This is a genomic window from Nocardia yamanashiensis NBRC 100130 (assembly GCF_001613325.1).
Taxonomy (GTDB): Bacteria; Actinomycetota; Actinomycetes; order Mycobacteriales; family Mycobacteriaceae; genus Nocardia; species Nocardia yamanashiensis.
Window position 1 is genome coordinate 81,284 of record NZ_BDCD01000027.1, and the last position, 11,345, is coordinate 92,628.

Consider the following 11,345-nt stretch of genomic DNA (forward strand, 5'->3'; position numbering starts at 1 on the left):
AGGCCACCTCGCATGAGTGAATCCCGACCGATTCAGGAGCACCGCTACGACGTCGTCATCGTCGGTGCCGGTGGCGCTGGAATGCGTGCGGCGATCGAGGCCGGTCCTCGGGTGCGCACCGCCGTCCTGACCAAGCTCTACCCCACCCGTTCTCACACCGGTGCGGCGCAGGGCGGCATGTGCGCCGCGCTCGCGAACGTCGAAGAGGACAACTGGGAGTGGCACACCTTCGACACCGTCAAGGGTGGCGACTACCTGGTGGACCAGGACGCCGCGGAGATCATGGCCAAGGAGGCCATCGATGCCGTGCTCGATCTGGAGAAGATGGGCCTGCCGTTCAACCGCACGCCCGAAGGCAAGATCGACCAGCGGCGCTTCGGCGGCCACACCCGTGACCACGGCAAGGCGCCCGTGCGGCGCGCGTGCTACGCGGCCGACCGCACCGGCCACATGATCCTGCAGACGCTGTACCAGAACTGCGTCAAGCACGACGTGGAGTTCTTCAACGAGTTCTACGTGCTCGACCTGATCCTCACCGAGGGCTCCAACGGCCCGATCGCGACCGGTGTGGTGGCCTACGAGCTGGCGACCGGCGAGCTGCACGTCTTCCACGCGAAGTCGATCGTGTTCGCCACCGGCGGCTCGGGCCGCATGTACAAGACCACCTCCAATGCCCACACCCTCACCGGTGACGGCATGGCGATCGTGTTCCGCAAGGGCCTGCCCCTGGAGGACATGGAGTTCCACCAGTTCCATCCGACAGGTCTGGCGGGCCTGGGCATCCTCATCTCCGAGGCGGTCCGCGGCGAGGGCGGCATTCTGCGCAATGCCTCCGGTGAGCGCTTCATGGAGCGCTACGCGCCGACCATCAAGGACCTGGCGCCGCGTGACATCGTCGCGCGCTCCATGGTGCTCGAGGTGCGCGAGGGCCGCGGCGCGGGTCCGAACAAGGACTACGTGCTCATCGACGTGACCCACCTCGGCGAGGACGTGCTGGAGGAGAAGCTCCCGGACATCACCGAGTTCTCCCGCACCTACCTGGGCGTGGACCCGGTCAAGGAGCCGGTGCCGGTCATGCCGACCTGTCACTATGTGATGGGTGGCATCCCGACCCGCATCCGCGGCGAGGTGCTGCGCAACAACACCGATATCGTCCCGGGCCTGTACGCCGCCGGTGAGTGCGCCTGTGTCTCCGTGCACGGCGCCAACCGTCTCGGCACCAACTCGCTGCTCGACATCAACGTGTTCGGCCGTCGCGCCGGCATCGCGGCCGCCGAGTACGCGCAGCGCGCCGAGTTCGTCGACATGCCGGAGAACCCGGCGCAGATGGTGCAGGACTGGCTGGCCGGTCTGCTCTCGGATCACGGCAACGAGCGCGTCGCCGACATCCGCACCGATCTGCAGAACTCCATGGACGACAAGGCCGGTGTGTACCGCACCGAGGAGTCGCTGAAGTCCATGCTCGAGGAGATCCAGGTGCTCAAGGAGCGCTACTCGCGGATCACCGTGCAGGACAAGGGCCGTCGCTACAACAGCGACCTGCTGGAGGCCGTCGAGCTCGGCTTCCTGCTGGAGCTGGCCGAGGTGACGGTGGCGGGCGCGGTGAACCGCAAGGAATCGCGCGGCGGCCACGCCCGCGAGGACTACCCGGATCGCGACGACGTCAACTTCATGCGCCACACCATGGCGTACAAGACGAGCCCGGAGCTCATCTCCGAAATCCGTCTCGACTACAAGCCGGTCGTGCAGACCCGTTACGAGCCGATGGAGCGTAAGTACTGATGACTGCCACACTCGACCAGGCGGCTCCGCAGAAGCCGGCTCCGGTGCCGGACGGCTCGACCATGATCACGGTCAAGGTCGCCCGCTTCAACCCGGACGACGACAAGGGCGCGCACTGGGACGAATTCAAGGTGCCGGTGCTGCCCACCGACCGGTTCCTGAACGTGCTGATCTACATCAAGTCCTACCTGGACGGCACGCTCACCTTCCGCCGCTCCTGCGCCCACGGCGTCTGCGGCTCGGATGCCATGCGCATCAACGGCGTCAACCGTCTGGCCTGCAAGATCCTCATGAAGGACATGCTGCCCAAGAACGGCAAGGACATCACCATCACCGTCGAACCGATCCGCGGCCTGCCGCAGGAGAAGGACCTCGTGGTGAACATGGAGCCGTTCTTCGACGCCTTCAAGGCGGTCAAGCCGTACCTGATCACCTCGGGCAACGAGCCGACCTACGAGCGCATCCAGTCCCAGCACGACCGCGCCCGTTTCGATGACACCACCAAGTGCATCCTGTGCGCCTGCTGCACCACCTCCTGCCCCGTGTACTGGAGCGACGGCAGCTACTTCGGCCCGGCCGCGATCGTGAACGCGCACCGCTTCATCTTCGACAGCCGTGACGAGGGCGCCCGCGAGCGCCTGGACATCCTGAACGACGTCGAAGGCGTGTGGCGCTGCCGCACCACCTTCAACTGCACCGACGCGTGCCCCCGCGGCATCGAGGTCACCAAGGCGATCCAGGAAGTCAAGCGCGCCCTGCTCTTCGCGCGCTAACCAACTCTCGGGACTCTCAGGGGCTGACGCCCCTGAAACCCCCGGGTCGGTGGGCGGATTCGCCCGGACAACCGAAATACGCTGACCGCCCGCAGCTTCGGCTGCGGGCGGTCTTTCGTGTCTCGGGCACACTGAATACAGAGATCGAGAACGAGGGGGAGTCGATGGTCGCCCAGGGTCGGCGAACGAAAGCCGTGTCATGGCTGCGGATCACGGTGGCCGGGGTGCTGCTGGCCGCCGCCGGATGCGCAACCACAGAAACCATCACCGAGGGAAGTCTGGATCAGTATTACCAGCAGACCGTGCAGTGGGGGTCGTGTGCCGGATTCTCCAGCGAGAAGGAGCTTTCCGCGGCGGGCATGCAGTGCGCGAAGGTCACGGTGCCATTGGATTACGCGAAGCTCGACGGCGACACCGCCCAGATCGCGATCTCGAAGCTGCCCGCAGGTGGGGCGAAAGTCGGTTCGCTGCTGACCAATCCGGGTGGACCGGGCGGCCTCGGACTGGCGTTCCCGATCACACTGTCGAAAACTGCTGTGGCGCAGCGGTTCGATCTGATCGGCGTGGATGTGCGAGGGCTCGGGTCCTCCACTCCGAAGGTGGTGTGCCACACGCCGGAGGAGACGGCTGCCGAGCGAGTGGATCTGGATATCGACTACTCCCCCGCCGGGATCGCGCAGACCGAGCGGGAGAATCAGGATCTGGTGAACCGGTGCGTGGAGCGCACGGGGCTGGATTTCCTCGCGCATGTCGGAACCATCGACGTGGCAAGGGATTTCGATGTCATTCGCGAGGCGCTCGGTGACGAGAAGCTGAACTTCTACGGCGGGTCCTACGGGACGCGGCTGGGCTCCACCATCGCCGAGCTGTATCCCACCCGGGTGCGGGCCATGGTGCTCGACGGCGGCATCGACCCGAACGATTACATGGTCGATCCGGTGACCTATCTGGCGGGCTTCCAGCGCGCGTTCGAGGCGTACGCGGCCGACTGCGTCAAGGCGGCCGACTGCCCCGTCGGCACCGATTCGGTGCGGGCCACCGAACGCTTTCGCGCCCTGGTGAATCCGCTCGTCGAACATTCGATTCCGGCCGGGGACCAGCGCACGCTGGGTTATGCGGACGCCGTGGTCGGCGCGAAGGGCGCGCTGTTCAGCTCCCAGAGCTGGCCGGCCCTCACCAAGGGTCTGACCGAGCTGAGCAAGGGCCGCGGCGACATCCTGCTCCGGCTGTCCGACGTGTTCTTCGATGGCGGGGCCGTCGAATTGGATCTGAACCAGGCGGTGCTGTGCCGCGAGGACAAGCGGATCACCGATCGCGCGGCCGCCGCCGACCTCGACCACCGGATCCGCGCCGCCGCACCGATATTCGACGACGGGCACGCGCCGGGCGATCAGGCTCCGCTGGACGTCTGCGGACTGTGGCCGCTGCCGGTGACCGGGCAGCCGCACGTCCCCGATGTCACGGGCCTGCCGCAGGTCGTGGTGGTCGGCGTGACCGGCGATCCGGCGACGCCGTACGCGGGCGGTGTGAAGCTGGCCCAGGCACTCGGGGCGTCCATGGTGACCTACGAGGGCGTGCAGCACGGGGTCTTCGGCGAGGGTGTGGCCTGCGTGGACGATCCGGTGACACGCTATCTGGTGGATCTCACCCCGCCGCCCGCCGATCTACACTGCCCCGCACAGCGGTAGCGGGATCCGGTCCCGCCCCGCGCTCCGGTTCCGGGCACCATGAACCGGACCAGGATTCGAGGGGGAGCCGATGACCGACCCGCACCACCGGAACAGACGGACCGGACTACGGGCATTCGCCACCGAACAGCCGCGAGCGTCCGGCCGGAAACGGCCGCGCGTGTTCGGCGCGATCTGGCTGCGACTGTTCTCGGCGGCGCTCCTGCTTACCGCCGGGTGCGGAATCGTGGGCGGCGCTACGGATTCGGGGCTGGAGCGGTTCTACAGCCAACACGTCGAGTGGGGGTCGTGCGACGGGTTCGCGGGCGCGCAGGGCTTGGCCGAGTGGCGCATGACCTGTGCGCGGATCACCGTGCCGCTGGATTACGACGATCCCGGCGGGGCGACGGCGCAGATCGCGGTGTCCCGCGCTCCGGCGTGGGGCAGCCGGATCGGTTCGCTGCTCACCAATCCCGGCGGTCCCGGCGGCGCGGGCCTGACCCGCCCGCTGCTGCTCGCGTCCACCACCCTGGCCGAACAGTTCGACCTGATCGGCATCGATGTGCGCGGGGTGGGCGCGTCCACGCCGAAGGTGATGTGCCGGACCGCCGAGGAATTCGCGGCGGAACGCAATGACGCCGATCTCGACTACTCCCCCGCCGGCATCGCGGCCACCGAACAGCGCCGCAAGGATTTCGCCGCGAAATGCGTGGAGCGCACCGGAATCAACGTCCTCTCCCACATCGGCACCATCGAGACGGCCCGGGACATGGACGTGATCCGCGCCGCGCTCGGCGACAAGAAGCTCACCTACCTCGGTTCCTCCTACGGCACCCGCCTCGGTTCCACCATCGCCGAACTCTTCCCGGATCGGGTGCGCGCCATGGTGCTCGACGGCGGCATCGACGCTACGGCGGATATCGACGACGCGGAGCGCCGCCCGGCCGCCATGCAGCGGGCATTCGACGCGTACGCCGCCTGGTGCGTGAAATCCCCGGACTGCCCGCTCGGCACCGATCCCGCACGCGCCACGGAAGCCTTTCGCGCCCTGGTGAACCCGCTCCGCGACCATCCCGCCGCCGGCGTGGGCCGCACCCTCGGCTATCGAGACGCGGTCGACGCCGTGAAAGTGCTGCTCTACAGCCCGGTTTCGTGGCAGACCATCAACTCCGGCCTGACCGAGCTGACCCGCGGCCGCGGCGACATCCTCCTGTACTGGGCCGATTTCGCCGCCACCGGCACCGCCGACCGCGATATGCAGAAGGTCGTCCTGTGCCGCGAGGAGCACACGCCGACCGACCGCGCCGGCGCCCTCGAACGCGACCGCAAAACCCGGGCCGCCGCACCCGCCTTCGACGACGGCCGCGTCCCCGGCCAGGTCCCCTTGGACGCCTGCGCTTTCTGGCCCCTACCCGCCGATCGTCTCCCGCACACCCCGGAGATCTCGCACCTGCCCAAGGTGGTCGTGATCGCCGCGACCGGAGATCCGGTGGCCCCGTACGCCGGCGGCGTCGCGCTGGCCCGGCAACTCGACGCGGCGCTCATCACCTACGAGGACTACCGGCACGGCGTCGTCGGCGTCGGCTCCGCCTGCATCGACCAGGCCGTCAACCATTACCTCACCGTGCTGACCCCGCCCGCCGCCGAAATGCGCTGCACCGCTGCATGATCACGACCGGGAGACGATCATGCAGAATGAGAGAAGATCGTTTCTAGGGGGAAGCAATATGGGTGGGCGCGGCGGTGTCGTGTGGCCGACTGTCCTGGGGATCCTGCTCGCTGTGGCGGGGTGCGGATCCTCCAGCGACGCGGCCGATTCCGGACTTGCCGAGTTCTACGATCAGGCGGTGCAGTGGGGACCGTGCGACGGTTTCCACGCACAGGGCAAGGAACTCTCGGCCGCCGGATTGCAGTGCGCCGGGATCACGGTGCCGCTCGATTACGAGCATCCGGGCCGGAATACGGTGCGAATCGGGTTGTCGCGGTTGGCAGCTCGTGGCGACCGACTCGACGCGATACTCTTGCAGCCCGGCGGTCCAGGCGAATCCGGGCTCGCGATGCCGCTGGGCTATTCGGAATCCGTGCTCGGAGAACGATTCGATCTGATCGGGATCGACGTGCGCGGACTCGGTTCCGCGCAACCCAAGGTCGAATGCCTCACCCCGGACGAGGCGCTGGCCGCTCGCAGCGCGGATTCGGCCGATTACTCCCAGGCGGGCATCGAACGCACCGAGCAGCGGAACCGGGAGTATGTCGCGAAGTGCGTGGAGCGCAGCGGCGTCAAGCTGCTCTCCCATGTGGGAACCCGCGAGGTGGCGCGAGACCTGGACGTCGTGCGGGCGGTCTTGCGCACCGAGAAGCTGAACATGCTCGGGGTTTCCTATGGCTCGCGGGTCGGTTCGACCTATGCCGAGCTATTTCCGGATCGGGTGCGCGCCATGGTGCTCGACGCCGCCGTGAATCCGGAGTCCAGCATTACCGACGCCGAGGTCTTCAGCGTGGGCTTCCAGCGCGCGTTCGAAGCGTATGCCGCCGAATGCGCGAAGACCGCCGAATGCCCGCTGGGCTCCGACCCGGCGCGGGCGACATCGACATTGCACGCACTGATCGACCCGCTGATCGACAGGCCCGCCGCCACGACCGATCCGCGTGGTCTCGGGTATATGGATGCGCTGAGCGCGGTGCTCAATTCGCTCTATTTCCCCGGCTGGTGGCCGGGACTGACCGAGGGCCTCACCGAATTGCGGCAGGGTCGCGGCGACGCCCTGCTCGGGCGAGCGGACTTCTTCGCCACCGACATCGTCGATCACAACCTCCAGCAGGCAGTGTTCTGCCTCGACGAGAAGCGGATCACGACCCGCGCGGCGGCGGGCGAAGCGGTGCGACGCTCCCTCGCGGTCGCGCCGATGCTCGATGACGGCCGTTTCACCGGTACAGCGCCTCTCGATGTCTGTGCGTTCTGGCCGATCGCTCCCACCTCCCAGCCCCATGTACCGAATGTTCCCGGTCTTCCGATGGTCGTGGTGGTCGCCACCACCGGCGATCCGGCTACTCCGTACGAGGGCGGCGTCGTCCTGGCCCGCGACCTGCACGCCGCGCTCATCACGCGGGAGGGCAACGGGCACGGCGGATTCAACCGGGGATCGGCTTGCGTCGATAACGCGGTGCTGCGCTATTTCGTGGACCTCACGCCCCCGGCCGAGGGCATCCGCTGCACCACGCCGTAATGCGAGAGCTCACGCCTGGCCCGGGGAATCCTGGTGCGGGGCAAGCGATTCCCAGGACCAGGTGAGCGTCCCGGCGGTCAGGTCCGCGACCACGCCTTCGACATAACGCAATTCGGCCTCCGTGATCGCGCGCAGGTATTCGTCTTCCAGCACGACCACGCGCGGCAGGTGCAGTTGCCGGGCCTGTGCGGCATCCTCGTCCATCTCGTTCAGTCGCGCGCGCAGGCTTTTCGCGCGTCGCTCGAGTTCCACCCGCGCGCCGGCCGGGCCGAGCAGCATCACGAAGGACAGCGCGGCCGGGAATTCGGGAAACTCGTTGCGGGGCTTGGCGATCATGTCGGCCAGCCAGGTGCCGCAGGCGGCGCGGCCGGTGTCGGTGATCTCGTAGACGGTGCGTTCGGGGTACTGCTGGTCGCGGCCGGTTTCGCGGACGGCGACCAGGCCGGCGTCCTGCAGGCGGGCGATGGTCTTGTAGAGCTGGGCGCGCTGGCCGACGTTCACGACCTTGTCCTTGCCCCATTCCTTGATGCGGCGCTGGATGGCGTAGGGGTGCATCGGCTCCAGGTGCAGGATGCCGAGCACCGCCATGGCGAGCGGCGAGCTCTTGATCTGCGTCTTGGCCTGCGACGATGCGGTCATACCGTCATCCTACTAGGTATCGGATTACTAGATTCCCGAGAACTAGTTGCTTGGAAACTAGTTTGTGTGCCACTATTGAGGAGCAGGCGAACTCGACCACACCGAATCCGAAAGGACCGAGGCAATGCACACCACCAAGCCCGTGCACATCCACGTCGACCACGAGGCCACCAAGCGTCTGGGCGATTGGACCGACGCCGACCGTTTCGACGTCAAGGCCCGCTACGGCACGGCGGTCATCGACCTCCGCTCGCCCCGTATCGAGGGCGCGGACGAGATCCTGATCCACGCCGACCTCGACCACGCCATGGTCAAACTGCTCGTTCCGGACGACGCCGTCATCGAGCAGTCCGAGCTGGAATGGACCGGCCGCGGCCGGGTCAAGGACTTCGCCCGGCCGAAGGACGCCGCCGGCCGCGTCATCCGGCTCACCGGCACCGCGAAGACCAGCGAGTTCCGGGTGCATCGCGCCGGAATCGCCGTATTGTCGGCACTTTTCAGCCGCGAGTTCTTCGAGGACGCCAAGCGCGCCCGCAAGGAAGGCCGCACCCCGACGCTGGTCGACCCGGCCAACGCCCCGCGCTGAGCCCGGCGGCGGAACGGATTCGGCTGCAACCGATTCCGGACCGAAGACCGCAGCTAGGCCAGCGAAAATGAAGAGCCACAACGAAAGCCGCCCGCGTCCGATGACGCGGGCGGCTTTCGTTCGCCGCCGGACCGCACCGCCACCTCCGGTGCAGTGGCCGAACGCCGACACGGCGCGGCCCGTCCACCCCGCCGCGCTTCACCCACTCACCGATGGGTACACCCCCATCGGTGCTGGGGCGTAGCGTGAGGTGACCAGGGCCTACCTATCGAGAGGAGGCCCGGTATGGAACCCGCTGATCTGATCGTGGTCGGCGCCTCGGCCGGTGGCGTCGAAGCGCTGCGGGAGTTCGTGCGCGGCCTCCCCGAAGATCTGGCCGCCGCCGTCCTGGTCGTGCTGCACATGCCGCCACGCGGCGTGAGCGCGCTCGCCCCCATTCTCGGCCGGGCCGGCCCCTTGCCCGCGGTGCCCGCCGCGGACGGCATGGTGCTGGAGCGGGCGCGCATCCACACCGCCGTGCCGGATCACCATCTGCTGGTGCGCGACGGCCGTATCGTCTTGTCGCGCGGCCCTTCCGAGAACGGGCACCGGCCGGGCGTGGACGCGTTGTTCCGTTCGGCGGCGGTGGCATGGGGCCCGCGGGTGGCCGGCGTGGTGCTGTCCGGTTCACTGGACGACGGCACGGCCGGGCTGATGCTGGTCAAGCGCCAGGGCGGGCTGGCCGCGGTGCAGGATCCGGAGGAATCGCTGTACCGGGGAATGCCGGCGAGCGCGCTGGCACAGGTGGCGGTGGATCTGGTGCTGCCGGCGGCCGAGCTCGGCGGAGCGCTGGCGGAGATCCTGAAGCAGCGCCGGTCGGTGCTGCCGCCGCCCCCGCTGTCCGACCTGGACCGCATCGAGGCCCATATCGACGCCGGTTCCCACACCGGCCGGAACGGGGTGGAGGCCATGGCGACACCATCCGGATTGACCTGTCCCGACTGCAGCGGTTCGCTGTACTCGCTCGCCGACGGCCTGCGCTACCGCTGCCGCGTCGGCCACGCCTGGTCGGCCGAGGCCTTGCTGACCGAACAGGACCTGGAGGTGGAGAAGGCGCTGTGGACGGCCTTGCGCGCGCTGCAGGAGAAACAGCAGCTGGCGGAGCGAATGCACGACGACGCCGAACGTTTCGGCGACACGGCGCTGGCCGAGCGCTTCGCCGATCAGGGGTCCGAACACGGCCATGCCGCGGAAGTCATCCGGAAGCTGCTGGTCGAGCGTCGAAACGAGCGGCCGGACTAGTACGTTATGGCTGTGGACCAGGAAAACCCGCCCCGCCCCGCGCACGGCTTCGAGGAGATCCTGCAGTACCTCAAGGAAGCCCGTGGGTTCGACTTCACCGGCTACAAGCGCAGCAGCCTCATGCGCCGGGTGGACCGGCGGCTGTCCCAGCTCGGCGTGGAGGACTACGTCGAGTATCTGGATGTGCTGCAAGCCAATTCGGACGAGTTCGTGGCGCTGTTCAACACCATCCTGATCAATGTCACCGGCTTCTTCCGCGATGCCGACGCCTGGGAGTACCTGCAGACCCAGGTGGTGCCGACCATGCTGGCCGAACGCGGTCCGGAGGAACCGGTGCGGGTGTGGTGCGCGGGCTGCGCGTCCGGGGAGGAGGCGTACGGGCTGGCCATCGTACTGGCGGAAGTGCTCGGCATCGACGACTTCCGGCAGCGGGTGAAGATCTACGCCACCGATGTGGACGAGGAGGCGCTCACCACCGCCCGGCACGCGGTCTACAGCGAGAAGGAAGTGCATCCGCTGGGACAGGACCTGGTGCAGCGCTATTTCGAACCGATCGGCGGGCGCTACTCCTTCCGCAAGGATCTGCGCCGCTCGGTCATCTTCGGCCGCAACGATCTGGTGCAGGACGCCCCGATCTCCCGCATCGACCTGCTGGCCTGCCGCAACACCCTGATGTACTTCAATGCCGAAACCCAGACCAAGATCCTGGACAAGTTCCATTTCGCCTTGGCCCCGAGGGGAATGCTGTTCCTGGGCAAGGCGGAGATGCTGCTCTCGCACAGCCGCATCTTCGATCCGGTGGACCTCAAGCGCCGCGTCTTCCGCAAGGTGCCGACCTCGCGGGTGGATGTGGGATCGGTGTTCGGCCGCGCGCTGGTACCCGATCGCCGCGAGATGGATCAGGTGGAGACATTGCGCAGCATGGCCTTTTCGACCGGCCCGGTCTCACAGGTGGTGCTGAACGGCGACGACGTGGTGGCGCTGGCCAATCAGCAGGCGAAGCATCTGTTCGGATTGACCGATCGCGATATCGGCCGCCCGCTAAGGGATCTGGAGCTGTCGTACCGTCCGGTGGAATTGCGCGGCTACATCGATCAGGTGCGGACCGAGCGGCGGGCGCTGCGCATCAAGGACATCGAATGGCAGCGCGGGCCGGGCGAAGTGCTGGCCTTGGAGGTGCACGTGAGTCCGCTGGTGGCCGACGATATCGCGCTCGGGGTGTCGCTGGTCTTCCACGATGTGACGGCCACCCGGCGGCTGCTCACCGAGCTGAATCGCGCCAATCAGCAACGCGAGTCGGCGTACGAGGAGTTGCAGTCCACCAATGAGGAGCTGGAGACCACCAATGAGGAACTCCAGTCCACGGTGGAGGAACTGGAGACGACGAACG

Annotated in this window: 9 protein-coding genes; 8 read left to right on the plus strand and 1 reads right to left on the minus strand. The window is 67.7% G+C overall.

Going from position 1 to position 11,345, the window contains the following annotated elements:
- Positions 1–30 precede the first annotated feature (30 nt).
- The 5 genes from sdhA to NY1_RS30765 all read left to right on the plus strand — a co-directional run bounded on the left by sdhA (position 31) and on the right by NY1_RS30765 (position 7,449).
- Complete coding sequence (gene sdhA / locus NY1_RS30745) at positions 31–1,782, plus strand: succinate dehydrogenase flavoprotein subunit (RefSeq protein WP_067720655.1); 1,752 nt, start codon at positions 31–33, stop codon at positions 1,780–1,782.
- Positions 1,782–2,555, plus strand: coding sequence for a succinate dehydrogenase iron-sulfur subunit (locus NY1_RS30750; protein WP_067720640.1), 774 nt, complete (start codon positions 1,782–1,784; stop codon positions 2,553–2,555). Before sdhA ends, NY1_RS30750 begins: the two co-directional genes overlap by 1 nt.
- Positions 2,556–2,719: 164 nt before the next feature.
- Positions 2,720–4,243, plus strand: coding sequence for an alpha/beta hydrolase (locus NY1_RS30755; protein WP_067720641.1), 1,524 nt, complete (start codon positions 2,720–2,722; stop codon positions 4,241–4,243).
- 70 nt (positions 4,244–4,313) lie between these two features.
- Positions 4,314–5,891 (plus strand): alpha/beta hydrolase, encoded by a 1,578-nt coding sequence (locus tag NY1_RS30760; protein WP_084535634.1) that lies wholly within the window; start codon positions 4,314–4,316, stop codon positions 5,889–5,891.
- A gap of 58 nt (positions 5,892–5,949) precedes the next feature.
- Complete coding sequence (locus NY1_RS30765) at positions 5,950–7,449, plus strand: alpha/beta hydrolase (protein ID WP_084535636.1); 1,500 nt, start codon at positions 5,950–5,952, stop codon at positions 7,447–7,449.
- Positions 7,450–7,458: 9 nt separating this feature from the next.
- Here NY1_RS30765 and NY1_RS30770 read toward each other — a convergent pair whose 3' ends face one another.
- The gene (locus NY1_RS30770) at positions 7,459–8,088 is read right to left on the minus strand and encodes a PadR family transcriptional regulator (protein WP_067720642.1); all 630 of its coding nucleotides are present in this window, start codon (positions 8,086–8,088) and stop codon (positions 7,459–7,461) included.
- Positions 8,089–8,212: 124 nt separating this feature from the next.
- Between NY1_RS30770 and NY1_RS30775 the strand changes: the two genes are divergently transcribed.
- The 3 genes from NY1_RS30775 to NY1_RS30785 all read left to right on the plus strand — a co-directional run.
- Positions 8,213–8,674 carry a hypothetical protein gene (locus tag NY1_RS30775; protein ID WP_067720643.1) on the plus strand — a complete coding sequence of 154 codons (462 nt, stop codon included), beginning with the start codon at positions 8,213–8,215 and terminating at the stop codon, positions 8,672–8,674.
- Between the two features lie 285 nt (positions 8,675–8,959).
- Positions 8,960–9,955, plus strand: a complete 996-nt coding sequence (locus NY1_RS30780; RefSeq protein WP_067720644.1) for a chemotaxis protein CheB — start codon at positions 8,960–8,962, stop codon at positions 9,953–9,955.
- A gap of 12 nt (positions 9,956–9,967) precedes the next feature.
- Positions 9,968–11,345 (plus strand): CheR family methyltransferase (locus NY1_RS30785; protein ID WP_067720658.1); only part of this gene is annotated, 1,378 nt, incomplete at its 3' end.

What these genes read in the sequence shown, in the direction of transcription:
- NY1_RS30750 (WP_067720640.1), top strand. Translation starts at nt 1,782, where the DNA reads ATGACTGCCACACTCGACCAGGCGGCTCCGCAGAAGCCGGCTCCGGTG.
- NY1_RS30755 (WP_067720641.1), top strand. Translation starts at nt 2,720, where the DNA reads ATGGTCGCCCAGGGTCGGCGAACGAAAGCCGTGTCATGGCTGCGGATC.
- NY1_RS30760 (WP_084535634.1), top strand. Translation starts at nt 4,314, where the DNA reads ATGACCGACCCGCACCACCGGAACAGACGGACCGGACTACGGGCATTC.
- NY1_RS30765 (WP_084535636.1), top strand. Translation starts at nt 5,950, where the DNA reads ATGGGTGGGCGCGGCGGTGTCGTGTGGCCGACTGTCCTGGGGATCCTG.
- NY1_RS30770 (WP_067720642.1), bottom strand. Translation starts at nt 8,088, where the DNA reads ATGACCGCATCGTCGCAGGCCAAGACGCAGATCAAGAGCTCGCCGCTC.
- NY1_RS30775 (WP_067720643.1), top strand. Translation starts at nt 8,213, where the DNA reads ATGCACACCACCAAGCCCGTGCACATCCACGTCGACCACGAGGCCACC.
- NY1_RS30780 (WP_067720644.1), top strand. Translation starts at nt 8,960, where the DNA reads ATGGAACCCGCTGATCTGATCGTGGTCGGCGCCTCGGCCGGTGGCGTC.